14 protein-coding genes are annotated in these 15,733 nt (G+C 67.9%); 11 read left to right on the top strand and 3 right to left on the bottom strand.

The genetic code is table 11. The annotated features are described in order from the left end of the window. Positions 1–66: 66 nt before the first annotated feature. Together IQ782_RS18720 and IQ782_RS18715 are read right to left on the bottom strand one after the other, a co-directional pair. The gene (locus tag IQ782_RS18720; protein ID WP_194136198.1) at positions 67–2,865 is read right to left on the bottom strand and encodes a [protein-PII] uridylyltransferase; all 2,799 of its coding nucleotides are present in this window, start codon (positions 2,863–2,865) and stop codon (positions 67–69) included. Then, positions 2,825–4,015: a penicillin-binding protein activator gene (locus IQ782_RS18715; protein WP_194136197.1), complete on the bottom strand. Its 1,191-nt coding sequence runs from the start codon at positions 4,013–4,015 to the stop codon at positions 2,825–2,827. The genes IQ782_RS18720 and IQ782_RS18715 overlap by 41 nt, the downstream gene beginning before the upstream one ends. Before the next feature lie 90 nt (positions 4,016–4,105). On the opposite strand from IQ782_RS18715, the gene rsmI reads away from it, so the two are divergent. The 4 genes from rsmI to IQ782_RS18695 all read left to right on the top strand — a co-directional run bounded on the left by rsmI (position 4,106) and on the right by IQ782_RS18695 (position 7,416). After that, positions 4,106–4,969 carry a 16S rRNA (cytidine(1402)-2'-O)-methyltransferase gene (rsmI, locus tag IQ782_RS18710; RefSeq protein WP_194136196.1) on the top strand — a complete coding sequence of 288 codons (864 nt, stop codon included), beginning with the start codon at positions 4,106–4,108 and terminating at the stop codon, positions 4,967–4,969. A 133-nt stretch (positions 4,970–5,102) separates the two neighbouring features. Further along, positions 5,103–5,444 (top strand): YraN family protein, encoded by a 342-nt coding sequence (locus IQ782_RS18705; protein ID WP_240989402.1) that lies wholly within the window; start codon positions 5,103–5,105, stop codon positions 5,442–5,444. 99 nt (positions 5,445–5,543) lie between these two features. Then, positions 5,544–6,479: a glutathione synthase gene (gene gshB, locus IQ782_RS18700; RefSeq protein ID WP_194136194.1), complete on the top strand. Its 936-nt coding sequence runs from the start codon at positions 5,544–5,546 to the stop codon at positions 6,477–6,479. Between the two features lie 37 nt (positions 6,480–6,516). After that, positions 6,517–7,416: an alpha/beta hydrolase fold domain-containing protein gene (locus tag IQ782_RS18695; RefSeq protein WP_194136193.1), complete on the top strand. Its 900-nt coding sequence runs from the start codon at positions 6,517–6,519 to the stop codon at positions 7,414–7,416. Here the strand turns inward: IQ782_RS18695 and IQ782_RS18690 are convergent. Continuing rightward, positions 7,386–8,900, bottom strand: a complete 1,515-nt coding sequence (locus tag IQ782_RS18690; RefSeq protein WP_194136294.1) for a YifB family Mg chelatase-like AAA ATPase — start codon at positions 8,898–8,900, stop codon at positions 7,386–7,388. The two genes, IQ782_RS18695 and IQ782_RS18690, sit on opposite strands and share 31 nt — an antisense overlap. A gap of 464 nt (positions 8,901–9,364) precedes the next feature. Between IQ782_RS18690 and IQ782_RS18685 the strand changes: the two genes are divergently transcribed. The 7 genes from IQ782_RS18685 (at position 9,365) to IQ782_RS18655 (ending at position 15,699) form a co-directional block, all read left to right on the top strand. Continuing rightward, positions 9,365–10,246 carry an RNA polymerase factor sigma-32 gene (locus IQ782_RS18685; RefSeq protein ID WP_194136192.1) on the top strand — a complete coding sequence of 294 codons (882 nt, stop codon included), beginning with the start codon at positions 9,365–9,367 and terminating at the stop codon, positions 10,244–10,246. Next, entirely contained in the window at positions 10,243–11,085 is an 843-nt protein-coding gene (locus tag IQ782_RS18680; protein ID WP_194136191.1) for a ChaN family lipoprotein, read from the top strand. The genes IQ782_RS18685 and IQ782_RS18680 overlap by 4 nt, the downstream gene beginning before the upstream one ends. A gap of 106 nt (positions 11,086–11,191) precedes the next feature. After that, positions 11,192–12,388 (top strand): bifunctional phosphopantothenoylcysteine decarboxylase/phosphopantothenate--cysteine ligase CoaBC, encoded by a 1,197-nt coding sequence (coaBC, locus tag IQ782_RS18675; RefSeq protein WP_194136190.1) that lies wholly within the window; start codon positions 11,192–11,194, stop codon positions 12,386–12,388. Between the two features lie 120 nt (positions 12,389–12,508). Further along, positions 12,509–12,946 (top strand): dUTP diphosphatase, encoded by a 438-nt coding sequence (gene dut / locus IQ782_RS18670; RefSeq protein ID WP_240989406.1) that lies wholly within the window; start codon positions 12,509–12,511, stop codon positions 12,944–12,946. Next, complete coding sequence (locus tag IQ782_RS18665; RefSeq protein ID WP_194136188.1) at positions 12,946–14,001, top strand: HesA/MoeB/ThiF family protein; 1,056 nt, start codon at positions 12,946–12,948, stop codon at positions 13,999–14,001. Before dut ends, IQ782_RS18665 begins: the two co-directional genes overlap by 1 nt. Before the next feature lie 89 nt (positions 14,002–14,090). Continuing rightward, positions 14,091–14,897, top strand: coding sequence for a transporter substrate-binding domain-containing protein (locus IQ782_RS18660; protein WP_194136187.1), 807 nt, complete (start codon positions 14,091–14,093; stop codon positions 14,895–14,897). 16 nt (positions 14,898–14,913) lie between these two features. Further along, positions 14,914–15,699: an amino acid ABC transporter permease gene (locus IQ782_RS18655; protein ID WP_194136186.1), complete on the top strand. Its 786-nt coding sequence runs from the start codon at positions 14,914–14,916 to the stop codon at positions 15,697–15,699. The last annotated feature ends 34 nt before the right edge of the window (positions 15,700–15,733 follow it).

Raw genomic sequence — 15,733 nt, 5'->3', positions numbered from 1 at the left:
GGAAGAGCGGGCCCTTGGGTCCGCTCTTTTGTTTTGTCTGCCCTTGAAGGCAACGGGCGCGGGTGATCAGACCCCGGCCCGCTGCGCCCCTGCTGCGATGGCGTCGCGCAGCTTGCGTTCCAGCATCTTCTGCTTCGAGGGGGTGAAGTACTTCAGCCCGAACATGTCCTTCACGTAGAAGGTGTCCACCACCTGCTCGCCGTAGGTCGCGATGACCGCCGAGACGATGTAGACGTGGCTCTCCGACAGGGTGCGCGTCAGATCGTAGAGCAGGCCCGGACGGTCGCGTGTGTCGACCTCGATGATCGTGTAGATGTCCGAGCCCTCGTTGTCGAAGCTGATCGAGGTGGGCACCTTGAAGGCCTGCTCGCGCTTCTTGAGCTTGCCGCGCTGCTCGATCGCCTCGCGCGGGCGCACCTCGCCCATCAGCGTCTTGCGGATCATGTCGCGCAGACGGGGCAGGCGGGCCTCCTCATAAGGCGAGCCGTCGGCGTCCTGGATCCAGAAGGCCGCGGTGGCGTAGCCGTCCTTCGAGGTGAAAGTGCGCGCATCCACCACGTTTGCCCCTACCAGAGAGAGCGCGCCGGCGAGCCGGGCGAAGATGCCGGGGTGGTCCTGCAGGGCAAAGCAGGCGCGGGTGGCGTCGCGGTCCTCGTCGGGGTGGATGTCGATCTTGATCTCGTCATCCTTGATGTCGCGCAGCAGCCGGGCAAAGACCTCATGCGCGGTGACATGCAGACCCTGCCAGTAGGATTCGTAGTGCCGCCCGGTCTCGGTGCGCAGTTCCTTGGCGTCCCAGTCCGACAGCGCCTCGCGCAGGGCGCGCTTTGCCTCGTTGCCACGGTTCTCGCGGTTGAGCGCTTCCATCCCGTCCTCGAGCCCGCGGCGGGTCTGGCGGTAGAGCGCGCGCAGGAGCGCTGCCTTCCAGTTGTTCCAGACGTCCGGGCCGACCCCGCGGATGTCGCAGACGGTCAGCACGGTCAACAGGTCGAGACGCTCTCGGGTCTGCACCGCCTTGGCGAAGTCGCGCACGGTGCGCGGGTCGGCGATGTCGCGTTTCTGCGCCATGTCGGACATCAGCAGGTGGTAGCGTACCAGCCATTCGACCGTGGCGCTCTCCTGCTTGCTGAGGCCGAGGCGCGGCGCCACGCGGCGGGCGATCTGCGCGCCGAGCACCGCGTGGTCCTCGTCGCGTCCTTTGCCGATGTCGTGCAGCAGCAGCGCGATGTAGAGCACCTTGCGGTTCACCCCCTCGCGCAGGATCGACGAGGCGACAGGCAGATCCTCGACCAGGTCGCCATGCTCGATCTGCGACAGGTTGCCGATGCACTGTATGGTGTGCTCGTCCACCGTGTAGCTGTGGTACATGTTGAACTGCATCATCGCCACGATCGGCTCGAACTCGGGGATGAAGGCGGCGAGCACGCCAAGCTCGTTCATCCGCCGCAGCGAGCGTTCGGGATTGCCGTGTTTCAGCAGCAAATCCATGAAGATGCGCTGCGCCTCGCGATCCTGCCGCATGTCCTCGTCGATGAGGTGCAGGTTGGCCTTCACCAGCCGCATGGCGTCGGGATGCAGCAGCAGGCCGGTGCGCAGGCCCTCCTCGAAGAAGCGCAGCAGGTTGATCTTGTCGGACAGGAAGGCGATCGGATCGACGATGGCGAGCCGGTTGTGCACCACCTCGTAGCCATCCTTCACATTGGGTCCGCGCTTGAACATGCGCAGCAGCAGCGGCGCGTCCTTCTGCTGCTCGGATTCCAGCGAGGTGAGGAAGATGCGGGTGAGATCGCCGGTCGAGGTGGCATGGCGGAAATAGTCCTGCATGAACCATTCCACCGCGCGGCGCCCGCCGCGGTCGTTGTAGCCCATGCGTTCCGCCACCTCGACCTGCATGTCGAAGGTCAGCTGCTCGACCGCGCGGCCCGCGGCGAGGTGAAGATGGCAGCGCGTCGCCCAGAGAAATTCCTCGGCGCGGTAGAAGGTGCGGTACTCCTCGGGGCGGAACACGCCGAGGCGTACCAGATCCTCGGTGTCGTCGGTGTGGTGGATGTACTTGGTGATCCAGTAGAGCGATTGCAGGTCGCGCAGCCCGCCCTTGCCCTCCTTCACGTTGGGCTCGACCACGTAGCGCAGCCCGTGCTTGCGGTGCCGCTCGGAGCGTTCCTCGAGCTTGGCGGCGACGAAGGCGCGCTCGGTGCCCTTGAACAGATCGTTCCACAGCCGCGTTTCCAGCTCGTCCGCCAGCGGCTTGTGCCCGGTCAGGAAACGGTGCTCGAGCATCGCGGTGCGGATGGTGAAATCCTCGGCGCCGAGCCGCAGGCAGTCCTTCACCGTGCGCGAGGAATGCCCGACCTTCAGCTTCAGATCCCAAAGCATGTAGAGCATCGACTCGATGACGCTCTCGGCCCAGGCGGTGATCTTGTGCGGGGTCAGGAACAGAAGATCGACGTCGGAGAAGGGCGCCATCTCGCCGCGCCCGTAGCCGCCCACCGCCAGCACCGAGAGCCGTTCGCCCTTTGTCGGGTTGGGGTTGCGGTGCAGGTGCTGGGTGGCGACGTCGAAGCAGATCCGCACCAGCCCGTCGGTGATCCAGGTGTAGGCATGGGTTACCGGAAAGGCATTGTGCGGCCGGTTGGCGAAGGCTGCGGCGATGGTTTCGCGCCCGCGCTTGCTCTCATCGCCGAGGATTTTCACCACGGCGGAGCGGGCCGCGGCTTCGCCGCCCTCGTCCGGCAGGGCAGCGAATACACGGGCACGAATGCCCGCGATGTCGAAGATCTCCGTGGCCGGGGCGATCAGGTCGTCCGGCAGGATGTCGCGTGTATCAGTAGCCGGCGCCGGAGAAACTGGAGGGGGCAGGGTCAAGAATCGTTACCTGGCTGTTCTGGATGGTGGCGACGGCGAGACCGCGTTCGTTGGTGCCGTCCGATTTCAGCCTGAATACACCGCCGGTGCCTTGGAAACCAGCGGCTTGCGTCAGCGCGCGGCCAGTGAGCGCGTCGCTGCGGCCCTGTGCGACCAGGGCCCCGACTGCGGCGACACCGTCAAAGGCAAGCCCGGCGAGCGGATGCGGTTCCGAGCCGTAGGCGCCGCGGTAGCGGGCGTTGAAATTGCGCTGCATGGCCTGGTCGGGCATGGCGAACCACGCGCCCTGCGCGCCGGGGTAGGAGAACAGCTGCGGCGCCACGTCCCAGCGGGTCAGGCCGATGTACTGGGTCACCGCCGGGTTCACGCCGTTTTCGGGCATCAGCTGCAGAAGCAGCGGCATGGCGGCATTTGTGGCATCGGAGGTGATGAAGACCGACTGCGCGCCGCTGCTGCCGACGATGCCGCTCATCGCCTGCGCGGTGCGGGTCACGCCCTCGACGCTCAGCTCGTAAGGCTGCTCGGCGACCACCGATACACCGTTGCGCGCAGCCGCCTGGTTGATCGCGCTGCGGCCGAACTCGCCAGGCACGTCCTGCGAGTAGAGCACGGCGACCGAGTTGACGCCCCGGCGCGCGCCAAAGCCCATGAGCCGATCCGCGGTATTGGTGAACGTCGGCCCGAGGATGAAGAGGTTGCCCCCTGCGATCGTTGCGTTGTTGGAGAAGGCCAGAACGTTCACGCCCTCGTCAGCGACCATCTTCGAGGCTTCGACCGCTTCCTCGCCGCGCAGCGGGCCGAGGATGATGCGTGCCCCTTCGTCGACGGCGCGCTGCGCCTGGCTCGCGGCCTGGGCGGGCTGGCCGCCGGTGTCGTAGACCGCAAGGTCGATCTGGGCATTGCCGAGATCGGCGATGGCAAGCCGCGCAGCGTTCTCGAGGTCGCGTGCGACGGCCGCGGCCGAGGGATCTGACTGCGGCACCAGCAAGGCGACGCGCACCGTCTGGCCGGGGTCGATGCTCGGGCCGCCGCTGCCGGCGGTGCCGAGGTCGGTCATGGTCGAGACGTCGCAGGCGGCAAGCAGGGCGGCCGTGGCGAACATGGCGGCCGGGCGCAGCGCCTTGCGGGCGCGGGCGAAAAGGGCGAACATTGGTGGCTGGCTCCCTCGTTGACGCCCAAGCGGTTCTTCCGCATGAGCATTTGGGAGCAATCATAGTACAGCGGGGGATCGGGTCCAGTGATGAATCCCGAAAGAAGCGGTTTGGTGCCGGGGCTCTACCTGGTGTCCACACCCATCGGAAACGCACGCGACATCACGCTCAGGGCGATCGATGTGCTGCGGGCGGCGGACGTGCTGGCGGCAGAGGACACGCGCAGCCTCAAGCGTCTTATGGAAATCCTCGGCATTCCGCTCGGCGAACGGCCGTGCCTTGCCTACCACGATCACAATGGCGCGAAGATGCGCCCGCGTCTCATGGCGTTGATGGCAGAGGGAAAATCGGTTGCCTATGCCTCGGAGGCGGGCACCCCGATGATCTCGGATCCGGGTTTCGATCTTGCCCGTGCCGCGCGAGCCGAAGGCCATTTGGTGACGGCCGCGCCGGGTGTGGCGGCGGTGATCACCGCGCTGACACTCGCGGGGCTGCCAACCGACCGCTTTTTTTTCGCGGGCTTCCTGCCCAACGCCAAGGGCGCGCGCCGCACCGCATTGGCGGCGCTGAAACACGAGGCGGCGACGCTGGCCTTCTACGAGTCGCCCAAGCGCCTGGGCGCGATGCTCGCAGATGCCGCGGCGGCGCTGGGAGGGGAGCGCCGTGCGGCGGTCTGCCGCGAGCTGACGAAGAAATTCGAGGAAGTGCGCGAGGGCACGCTCGAGGAACTGGCGGAGGCCTATGCAGAAGTGCCGCCGAAGGGCGAGATCGTGGTGCTGATCGGCAAGGGGGATTCGGAAAAAATTAGCGAATCCGAGCTAGAAGAAGAACTGCGTGCGGCCTTGGGCGACATGTCGGTGCGGGACGCCGCGGATCATGTGGCGCAGGCGTACGGGATTGCCCGCCGCCCGGTCTACCAGCTTGCACTGAAGTTGGCGAAGGACCGCGACTGAGTGCTTCGGTAAAGGGGATGGCATGTCGATACAGTCGTCGCAATTGGCCTTTGATTTTGACCGTGCCACGCCGCTACAACTGCCGCCGCGCCGGGCCGAGGCAGAGACGTTGCGGCGGCATTGCCGCGGAGAGATGAGCTACCATGCGGGGCTCGCCGCCGAGGCGCGGGTCGCCTTGGACTACGAACGCCGCGGGTATCCCTTACTGCGTCGGCGCTGGCGCGGCCGCAGCGGCGAGATAGACCTGATCTTCCGCGACGGGGCGGGGTTCCTCTTCGTGGAAGTGAAAGCCAGCCGGAGTTTCGATCAGGCGCTCGCGCAACTGCGCTGGCGGCAGATTGGCCGACTGCAGAAAGCCGCCGAGGAATTCGTCGGAACGCAACCGCTGGGGGCTTTGAGCGAGATGCGTTTCGACGTTGCGCTCATGGACCGGCACGGCATGATCCGGGTGATCGAGCAGGCGATCGGTCCCTAGGCCGCCCGGGCGGCAGTCCCGACAGCGGCGCAAGTCCCTGCCATTGCGCCCTGCGCCGCGCTGCGCCATGTATGGCGAAAGCCATGCGCGGAGACCGAGATGAAGATCGCCTTTCAGATGGACCCGATCGGGTCCGTGAACATCAATGCCGACAGCACCTTCCGGCTTGCCGAGGAGGCGCAGGCGCGGGGGCATGAGTTGTTCTACTACGGCCCGGACGATCTTGCCTTCGAAGAGGGGCGGATCACCGCGCGAGGGCACTGGATGACCGTGCAGCGCGATGCAGAGCATCCTGCCGTTCTGGGTCCGCGCGAGGTGATTGACCTGGCCGAGATCGACGTGGTCTGGCTGCGCCAGGACCCGCCCTTCGACATGCATTACATCACCACGACCCATTTGCTCGACCGGTTGGCACCGGGCACGCTGGTGGTGAACGATCCCTTCTGGGTGCGTAATTCGCCCGAGAAGCTGCTGGTGCTGAATTTCCCCGAGCTGACGCCGCCTACGACCATCGCGCGCGACCTCGAAACCATCAGGGCCTTCAAGGCCAAGCATGGCGACGTCATCCTCAAGCCGCTCTATGGCAACGGCGGGGCAGGGGTGTTCCGGCTTGACCAGAATGACCGCAACCTGAGCTCGCTGCACGAGCTCTTCACCGGATTCTCGCGCGAACCGCTGATCGTGCAGAAGTACCTGCCCGCGGTGAGCAAGGGCGACAAGCGGGTGATCCTCGTCGATGGCGAGCCGGTGGGCGCGATCAACCGGGTGCCGGCGGCCGGCGAGGTGCGCTCGAACATGCACGTCGGGGGCCGCCCGGAGAAGGTCGAGCTGACCGAGCGCGACCGCGAGATTTGCGCCACCATCGGCCCGGTGCTGAAGGAGAAGGGCCAGGTCTTTGTCGGCATCGACGTGATCGGCGACTGGTTGACCGAAATCAACGTGACCTCGCCGACCGGTATCCAGGAATTGGAGCGGTTCGACGGCGTCAACGTCGCCGAGAAAATTTGGCAGGCGATCGAGGCCAAGCTGGCCTGAGGCCGGTTTCGGAGCAGCCGGGGCGGGGGCGGCGGGGATGGGCTGGCGGCTTTCGGCGCTGACGCTTGGGCTTCGTCTCATCGCAAAGCCCCGGCTCGCCCGCACCGCCGGCCCCGAGGCGGCGGCGCACGATCTTGACCGGCATGCGCCGATCCTGATGCGCCAGCCCGCCCACCTGCTGCATCTGCGCCGGCCCGGTGGATTGCACTGGATCAGCGCCGGGCATTGCGCGCCGCGCCGGGTGATCCTCTATTTCCACGGCGGCGGCTACATCTCCGGCAGCCCGCGCACCCATCAGGGGGTGATGGCGCGGCTTTCGCAGCTTTCTGGGATCGAGGTCTGCGCGCCGGAGTACCCTTTGGTGCAGGAAGCCCCCTTCCCGGCGCAGTTCGATGCCGCCTGCGCCGCCTGGGAGCGGCTGGACGGTTTGGGCTACACGCCGGATCAGGTGGTGCTGGCCGGGGATTCCGCCGGGGGCGGGCTTGCGCTTGCCTTGCTTGGCGACCTTTGCGTGCGGGGCCACCCGCCCGCCGGGGCGCTGGCCTTCTCGCCCTGGACCGACCTGGCAATGACCGGCGCGAGCCTGTCCCAAAATGCGCGATCCGATCCCTTTCTGCCGGTGGCGCGCATGCGCGATCTGGTCGATGTCGTCGGCGGTGCGCAGATGCGCGCGGACCCACGGCTGTCGCCGCTCTATGCCACGTTCCCGGCCTGTCCGCCGGTCCGTCTCACGTGGTCGCGAAGCGAGATTCTCGCCGACGATGGCCTGCGCATGGCGGCGCGGCTCCGCGCCGAGGGCGCGCGGGTCGAGGTCGAGACTCATGCGACCGCACCGCACGCCTGGCCGGTCTTCGACGGTTGGATACCCGAGGCCCGAGCCACGCTGCGCCGGGCGGCGGCCTTTGTTCAGGACCTGCTGCGCGACACCAGCCGGTAGCTCAGCGCCTCGGCCACCTGCGGACGGCGCAGCGCCTCTTCGCCCGCAAGATCGGCCAAGGTGCGCGCGACGCGCAGCACCCGGTGGTAGCCGCGCATCGACAGGCCGAAACGCTCGGCGGCGCGCAGCAGCAGCGCGCGGCCCTCGGCGTCGGGGGTGGCGATCTCATCGAGCAGCCGCCCGTCGACGTCGGCATTGGTGCGGATGCGGGGATGGCCGGCATAGCGGGCAGCCTGGCGGTCACGAGCCGAAGCGACTCGCGCGGCGGCGGCGGCGCTGTTCTCGCCGGACGGCGGCAGGGCCATCTCCTCGAGCGAGACCGGCGGCACCTCGAGGCGCAGGTCGAAGCGATCCATGAGCGGGCCGGAGATGCGCCCGAGGTAGTCTTCGGCGCAGAGCGGCGCGCGCGAGCAGGCGCGTGCCGGATCGCCAGCCATGCCGCACTTGCAGGGGTTGGCCGCGGCTATCAGCAGGAATCGGCAGGGATAGGTGACATGGGCGTTGGCGCGGCTCACGGTGATCTCGCCGGTCTCCAGCGGCTGGCGCAGGCTGTCGAGCACGTTGCGGGGAAACTCCGGAAGCTCGTCCATGAAGAGAACGCCATTGTGCGCGAGGCTGATCTGCCCCGGCCGCGCGCCGCGTCCGCCGCCGGTGAGCGCTGCCATCGACGCGGTGTGATGCGGTTGCTGAAAGGGCCGCGCCATGGACAGCCGCCCCTCGGCGAGATCGCCGGCGAGCGAGCGCACCATCGCGGTCTCCAGCGCCTCGGCGGCGCTCAGCGGGGGCATCAGCCCCGCGAGTCGGCGGGCAAGCATGGATTTTCCGGTGCCCGGCGGTCCGGTGAACAGCAGGTGGTGGCGCCCGGCCGCGGCAATCTCCAATGCGCGCTTGGCGCGTTCCTGGCCTGTGACGTCGCGCAGATCCGGGCCGTCGAGCCGGGCTTCCGCCGACCCGGGGCTCGAGGGGGTGATCGGACCTGCGCCGGTGAAATGGCGGATCGCCTCGGTCAGGTCACGCGCCGCGAGCACGCGGCAGGCCTCGACCCAGGCGGCCTCGGGGCCGCAGGCGGCGGGGCAGAGCAGGCTGCGGGCCTCGGCCGCGGCGGTGAGCGCGGCGGGCAGCGCTCCGGGCACGGCGACCAGCGCGCCGTCGAGCGTCAGTTCGCCCAGGGCGACGACGCCGGCAACCTCGTCGGCGGGGATCACCTCGAGCGCCGCCAGCAGGCCGAGCGCGATCGGCAGATCGAAGTGCGAGCCTTCCTTCGGCAGGTCGGCAGGCGAGAGGTTCACCGTGATCCGTTTCGACGGAAGCGCGATGGCAAGAGCCTGAAGCGCTGCGCGGATGCGCTCGCGCGCCTCCGACACGGCCTTGTCTGGCAGGCCGACGACGGCGAAGCCGGGCACGCCGGGTGTCACGGCGCATTGCACCTCGACGAGGCGTGCCTCGATCCCGTCGAAGGCGACGGTATAGGCGCAGGCCGCCATTGCCGGTCTCATCCCCTGATCTGGCATACCCCTCTGCGCGGGGCTCGAGCGAGGATGGGCCGTCGCATCTTGAGAATTGGTTAACCGGACCGGGCTCGCGCGGTTTCGGGTGCCAAGCGGTGATCCGCCGGAAACCGAAAGCTCACCCGTGCGGCGGGGTGGAAAAATTCTCCGGGGGTCTACCTTGTACAGCGAGCAGGTGAGGCAGACCCCGCCTCGGGTGGGCATCCGAGGGAAACGCAAGCTTGCTCAAAGAGTTGATGTGGCGTGCTCCGCGATCGTGCGGGGACGTCGATGCAGTTTTGGCGGGCTGACACCTGCCGAAGTCTCCGCCGCACCGCCGTTGCGCGAGGCGCGAATTTGCGCTCGTTGAAATTTCTCGGAAACCAAATCGGCCTGTTCGTCGTTACTATACCAAAGAGTAACGAGGCCGGCGCGCTCGGCCCAGTCAACGGGGGCCTCGCATGGCTTTGGATTCGACCTTCAACGATCAGACCCTCTCGCGCCGTGCCATGAAGGCCGAGTTGCTCGACGCGGAAACCGAGCTGCGATTGGCCTACGCCTGGCGCGACCAGCGCGATGAGCAGGCCCTTCACCGTCTCATCACCGCATACATGCGCCTCGCGATCTCGATGGCCGCGAAGTTCAAGCGTTACGGCGCGCCAATGAACGATCTGGTTCAGGAGGCGGGGCTTGGCCTGATGAAGGCGGCTGACAAGTTCGATCCCGACCGCGGCGTGCGCTTTTCGACTTACGCGGTGTGGTGGATCAAGGCCTCGATCCAGGACTATGTGATGCGCAACTGGTCGATGGTGCGCACCGGCTCCACCTCTTCCCAGAAATCCCTGTTCTTCAACATGCGCCGTGTTCAGGCCCGGCTCGAGCGCGAGGCCGCGTCGCGGGGCGAGGTGATGAACCGCAACACGCTGCGCGAGATGATTGCCACAGAGATCGGTGTGCCGCTGCATGATGTCGAGATGATGGAAGGCCGTCTGTCGGGCTCGGACTACTCGCTCAACGCGACGCAAAGCACCGATGAGGATGGCCGCGAGTGGATCGACACGCTCGAGGACGAAGGCGAGCAAAGTTCGAGCCTCGTGGAAGGCAAGCTCGACAACGCCCAACTGCGGCAGTGGCTGGTCACCGCCATGACCTCGCTGAATGATCGCGAAAGGTTCATCGTCCGCGAGCGCAAGCTGCGCGACGAGACGCGTACGCTGGAAAGCCTTGGACAGGAACTGGGTTTGTCCAAGGAGCGTGTGCGCCAGCTCGAAGCGGCGGCCTTCGCCAAGATGCGCAAGTCGCTTGAAGCGCAGTCCACCGAGGTGCAACACTTCCTCGCATGATGCGAGCCCTTGCCCTGACACTGATCTCTCTGGCTGCGCCCGTCGCGGCACAGCAAAATCCTGTCTCTCCGCAGGATGGCACATCCGCCCTCATGGGGGCGGATGTGGTGTTTCTTGGGGAAACCCACGACAATCCGGCGCATCACGCGCGGCAGGCCGAGCTGGTGGCGCAGATCAAGCCGGTGGCGCTGGTCTTCGAGATGCTCTCGCCCGAACAGGCGGCGGTCGTCACGCCGGAGATGGTGGCCGATGAAACGGCGCTGGAAGCGGCGCTTGGCTGGAACGGCAGCGGCTGGCCGGAGTTCTCGATGTACTTCCCGATCTTCGCGGCCGCCCCGGAGGCAAAAGTCTACGGCGCGGAAGTGCCGCGCGAGCAGACCAAGGCGCTCGGAGAGGGCGATCTGAAGAGCGATTTGACAAGAGTTTTCGGCCCCGGCGCCGGTTTCTACGGGCTCGACGAGCCGCTCGATCCGGCCGAGGACGCGGCACGCCAGCAGCTGCAGATGGCGGCGCATTGTGACGCGCTGCCGCTCGAGATGCTGCCGGTGATGGTCAGCATTCAACGCCTGCGCGACGCGCGACTGGCCGAGACCGCACTCGAAGCCTACGCCAATCTGGGCGGTCCGGTGGTGGTGATCACCGGCAATGGCCACGCGCGCAAGGACTGGGGTGCCCCGGCGCTGCTGACCCGTGCAGCGGGCGAGGTTTCGGTGGCGGCGCTCGGGCAGGGCGAAACCGGACAGGGCGCACCCGAGGGGGGCTTCGATCTGGTCGAGGAGAGCGCCCCGGCCGAGCGCGACGATCCCTGCGAGGACTTCCGGATGCCGCAGAGCAACTGACGCAGGGCCGATGCGCGTCCGAGCGTTGAGTTTTGGCAGCCCGGCCACTAACACTTGGACCCGAAGAGCGGGGCCGCAGGCGCCGCGAAGGTAGGGGCGCGGCATCATGCTTTCCGGCAAGCGGATACTTCTGATCATCGGCGGCGGCATTGCGGCCTACAAGTCGCTGGAACTCATCCGGCGTCTGCGCGAGCGCGGTGCCGCGGTGACCCCGGTGATGACCCGCGCGGCGGAGGAGTTCGTCACACCGCTCTCTGTCTCGGCGCTGGCCGGCGAGGAGGTCCACCGTGACCTTTTCGATCTGACCAAGGAGGCCGAGATGGGGCACATCCAGCTCAGTCGGGTCGCCGATCTGGTGGTGGTCTCGCCGGCGACGGCGGATCTGATGGCGAAGATGGCACAGGGGTTTGCGGGGGACCTCGCCTCGACGCTCCTCTTGGCCACCGACACGCCGGTGCTGATCGCCCCAGCGATGAACGTGCGCATGTGGCAGCATCCCGCCACGCAGCGGAATCTCGGGACGCTGCACGGCGACGGCGTGCGCGTGGTCGGTCCCAACGACGGCGATATGGCCTGTGGCGAGTTCGGGCCGGGTCGGCTGGCGGAGCCGCTGGAGATTCTCGCCGCCATCGAGGCCGCGCTGGCGGAGGGGCCGCTCAAGGGGCGCCGGGTGCTTGTGACCTCGGGCCCGACGCACGAGCCGATCGATCCGGTGCGCTACATCGCCAACCGGTCCTCGGGGGCGCAGGGCACGGCGATCGCCGAGGCGCTGCGCGATCTCGGGGCCGAGGTGGTGTTCGTCACCGGCCCCGCCGATGCGCCGCGCCCCACCGGTGTCGAGGTGATCGAGGTCGAGACCGCGCGCGAGATGCGCGCCGCGGTGCTGGCCGCGCTGCCTGTCGCGGCGGCGGTCTTTGCCGCTGCCGTGGCCGACTGGCGCTTGGCGTCGGAAAATGGCTCGAAGATCAAGAAGCAGGCAGGCAAGCTGCCGGTGCTGGAATTTGCCGAGAACCCCGACATCCTTGCCGAGGTCGCGCAGATGACCGAGGGGCGTCCGGGACTGGTGGTGGGCTTCGCCGCCGAGACCGACGACGTGGTGGCCAATGCCACCGCCAAGCGGGCGCGCAAAGGCTGCGACTGGATCGTCGCCAATGACGTCTCGCCCGCGACCGGCATCATGGGCGGCAGCGAGAACGCGGTGGTGCTGATCTCCGGCGAGGGCAACGAGGACTGGCCGCGCATGGGCAAGCGGGCGGTTGCGGCGCGGCTGGCGGCGCGGATCGCGGCGGCGCTCGGGGACTGATCCGCGCGGCGCGGGTTTGCGAGCGGCGGATTTGCGTATTTTTGGAACAATGAAGGTGCGACCCCGAGAGCGGGCTGCACGGGAACAAGGAAAGGACGAGCCGTGGTTGCTGTGGCGATAATGTGGGACGAGGGCGCGGACCGGGACCTGGGGCTGCCGCACTATGCGAGCGCCGGGGCGGCGGGGGCCGACCTGCGGGCGAACTTCCCCGACCGCGGTTCGGTCGTGCTGGCACCGGGCGCGCGGGCGCTCATTCCGACCGGGCTGCGCATGGCGATCCCCGAGGGATACGAGGTGCAGATCCGTCCGCGCTCGGGGTTGGCGCTGAAGCACGGCATCACCCTGCCCAACACGCCGGGGACCATCGACAGCGACTACCGCGGCCCGCTTGGGGTGATCGTGATGAACGCCGGGCAGGAGAGCTTCACCGTCGCGCATGGCGAGCGCATCGCGCAGATGATCGTCGCGCCCGTGGTGCAGAGCGCCTTCGAGCTGGTGGAGAGCCTTCCCGAGACGCTGCGCGGCGAAGGCGGTTTCGGTTCCACGGGCACGCGCTGATGCTGCTGGTGCTGGGTCTCGGCGCGGCGATCTGGGGGCTGGGGCATCTGCTCGGAGCCTCGAAGGTGGCGCGGCTCTACATGCTGGGGCTTCTCTACGTGATCGTGCTGATGATCCAGGTGGCCCTTCCGGAGGGCCACGGATTGCGCGAGCTGACCGGCGGAAGCCCGGCGCTCTGGCTGATCCTGGGCGGCTTCGTCGGGCTGGGTTTGGCCTATGCGCTGGTGCTGCGTCGGGTGAAGGCGCGGGCGCAGGCGGGCGAGGCGGCGCGGGGCGCCGAGCTGCCCGCGAGGCCCGACCGCATGTCGGACAGCGAGCTCGAGCGCTACGCCCGCCACATCGTCCTGCGCGAGCTGGGCGGGCCGGGGCAGAAGAAGCTGCGCAATGCGAAGGTGCTGGTGATCGGCGCGGGGGGGCTTGGCGCGCCGGCGCTGCAATATCTCGCGGCGGCGGGTGTGGGCACCATCGGGGTGATCGACGACGACGTGGTGGAGAACGCCAACCTGCAGCGTCAGGTGATCCACACAGACGCGCGCATCGGCATGCCCAAGGTCTTCTCGGCGCAGGCCGCCATGGAGGCGCAGAACCCCTATGTCACGGTGAAGCCCTACCACCGCCGCATGGCGCCGGAGATCGCCGAGGCGCTGGTCGCCGAGTACGACCTGATCCTCGACGGCACCGACGACACCGACACCCGCTACCTCGTCAACCGCGTCGCGGTAGCGCAGGGCAAGCCGCTGGTCTCGGGCGCGCTCAGCCAGTGGGAAGGGCAGCTTTCCGTCTTCGACCCCGCCCGCGGCGCGCCCTGCTACCAATGCGTCTTTCCGGTCGCAGCGGCGCCGGGGCTCGCGCCCTCCTGCGCGCAGGCCGGGGTGTTGGGACCCTTGCCGGGCGTCGTTGGCGCGATGATGGCGGTCGAGGCGATCAAGGTCATTGCCGGGGCGGGACAACCGCTCGTCGGCGAGATGCTGATCTACGACGCGCTCTGGGGCGAGACCCGCAAGATCACCCTCAAGCGGCGCGCCGACTGCCCGACCTGCGGCACCGCCGCCTGACCCGGCGGCGCGGGCGACGGCGCCATCTTGCCAAGCGAGGGTCGCTCGCCATACTGGCGCCACACCAAATTCCCTGAGAGGTTTTCCCGATGTTCAAGACCCCAGTCCTTGCGGCTGCCGCCCCGGCGGCCGCGGCCCTGCTGCTCGCCGCCACGCCGCTCCTGGCGCAGGATCTGCCCGACCTGCAGGGGCGCGAGGTGGTGGTCGTCACCGAGAATGCCTATCCGCCGCTGCAATTCGTCGACCCGGCCAGCGGCACGGCCATCGGCTGGGAATATGACGCCATGGCCGAGATCGCGAAGCGCCTGAACATGGCTGTCTCCTACGAGACCATCTCCTGGGACGCGATGATCCCGGCGGTCAGCGAGGGGCAGTTCGACATCGGCATGACCGGCATCACCATCCGCGAGGACCGCGCCGAGATAGTCGATTTCTCCGAGCCCTACATGCGCTCGGAAATGGTCATGCTGGTGCGCGGCGACGAGGAGCGCTTCGACGATGCCGCGTCCTTCGCCGCCAATGAGGACCTGCTGATGGGCGCCCAGCCCGGCACCACGCCTTTCTACGTCGGCGTCTACGACGTGCTCGACGGCAATGAGCAGACCCCGCGCATCACCCTTTTCGAGACCTTCGGCGCCAGCGTGCAGGCGTTGCGCTCGGGCGATGTGGACCTTGTGCTGACCGACGGCACCGCGGGCGAGGGCTACGTGGCCTCCTCGGAAGGCGCGCTGAAGATCGTCGGCGAGAAGCTGGGTTCGGAAGACTTCGGCTTCATCTTCCCCAAGGGCTCGGATCTGGTGGCGCCGATCAACGCGGCCATCGAGGCCATGTCCGCCGACGGCACGCTTGAGGCGCTGAACAAGACATGGTTCCTCGACTACAAGATGGGCGAATGAGCTCCGCACGCCGCGCATGAAACCGCAGCCCAAGAAAGATTTCCCCTGGTGGCTGGTCGCCACCGGGGCGCTCGGCCTCTTGGCCTACGGCGCGGTGCTGACCGACGAGGTGCAGTCGCAGGTCCTGCGCACGCTGCTGAAGGGGGTGCAGATCACCGTCTTCGTCACGCTGGTGGGCTTCGCGCTGGCGTCGCTGATCGGCATGGGCGTGGCGCTGATGTCGCTGTCGCGCAGTCTGGTGCTGCGGCAGATCGCGCGCTTCTACACCGAGATCCTGCGCGGCATTCCGATCCTCGTGCTGCTGCTCTATGTCGCCTTCGTGCTGGCACCGGGTCTGGTGGCGGGCTGGAACTGGCTCGCCGGACATCTTGGGGTCGAGCCGATGCGGGTGCGGGACTTCTCGCTGCTCTGGCGCGCGATCCTGGCGCTCACCTTTGGCTATTCGGCCTTCATCGCCGAGGTCTTCCGTGCCGGGATCCTGTCGGTCGACGAGGGACAGATCGAGGCCGCCGAGGCGCTTGGACTGAGCCGCGTCCAGGTGTTCCGGCTGGTCGTGCTGCCGCAGGCGATCCGCACCATCCTGCCGCCGCTCGGCAATGATTTTGTCGCCATGGTCAAGGACAGCTCGCTGGTGTCGGTGCTGGGGGTGCTCGACGTGACGCAGCTTGGCAAGGTCACCGCGGCGGGCAATTTCCGCTACTTCGAGACGTACAACGTGGTGGCGCTGATCTACCTGACGATGACCATCACCCTGTCGCTGCTCCTGCGGCGGCTCGAGGCGCGGCTGCGCGACAGGCCCTGAGGGCGGCGCGCGTGGTGGCGGCGGGAGCCTCCGG

This window comes from Salipiger mangrovisoli, from assembly GCF_015223355.1.
Taxonomy (GTDB): Bacteria; Pseudomonadota; Alphaproteobacteria; order Rhodobacterales; family Rhodobacteraceae; genus Salipiger; species Salipiger mangrovisoli.
This window is presented reverse-complemented; position numbering and strand designations above follow the sequence as displayed.

Bases quoted from the DNA above. Each gene is read 5' to 3' on its own strand.
- IQ782_RS18685 (WP_194136192.1), top strand. From the start codon at position 9,365: ATGGCTTTGGATTCGACCTTCAACGATCAGACCCTCTCGCGCCGTGCC.
- gshB (WP_194136194.1), top strand. From the start codon at position 5,544: ATGAAGATCGCCTTTCAGATGGACCCGATCGGGTCCGTGAACATCAAT.
- coaBC (WP_194136190.1), top strand. From the start codon at position 11,192: ATGCTTTCCGGCAAGCGGATACTTCTGATCATCGGCGGCGGCATTGCG.
- dut (WP_240989406.1), top strand. From the start codon at position 12,509: ATGTGGGACGAGGGCGCGGACCGGGACCTGGGGCTGCCGCACTATGCG.
- IQ782_RS18715 (WP_194136197.1), bottom strand. From the start codon at position 4,015: ATGTTCGCCCTTTTCGCCCGCGCCCGCAAGGCGCTGCGCCCGGCCGCC.
- rsmI (WP_194136196.1), top strand. From the start codon at position 4,106: ATGAATCCCGAAAGAAGCGGTTTGGTGCCGGGGCTCTACCTGGTGTCC.
- IQ782_RS18680 (WP_194136191.1), top strand. From the start codon at position 10,243: ATGATGCGAGCCCTTGCCCTGACACTGATCTCTCTGGCTGCGCCCGTC.
- IQ782_RS18655 (WP_194136186.1), top strand. From the start codon at position 14,914: ATGAAACCGCAGCCCAAGAAAGATTTCCCCTGGTGGCTGGTCGCCACC.
- IQ782_RS18690 (WP_194136294.1), bottom strand. From the start codon at position 8,900: ATGGCGGCCTGCGCCTATACCGTCGCCTTCGACGGGATCGAGGCACGC.
- IQ782_RS18695 (WP_194136193.1), top strand. From the start codon at position 6,517: ATGGGCTGGCGGCTTTCGGCGCTGACGCTTGGGCTTCGTCTCATCGCA.
- IQ782_RS18665 (WP_194136188.1), top strand. From the start codon at position 12,946: ATGCTGCTGGTGCTGGGTCTCGGCGCGGCGATCTGGGGGCTGGGGCAT.
- IQ782_RS18705 (WP_240989402.1), top strand. From the start codon at position 5,103: ATGAGCTACCATGCGGGGCTCGCCGCCGAGGCGCGGGTCGCCTTGGAC.
- IQ782_RS18660 (WP_194136187.1), top strand. From the start codon at position 14,091: ATGTTCAAGACCCCAGTCCTTGCGGCTGCCGCCCCGGCGGCCGCGGCC.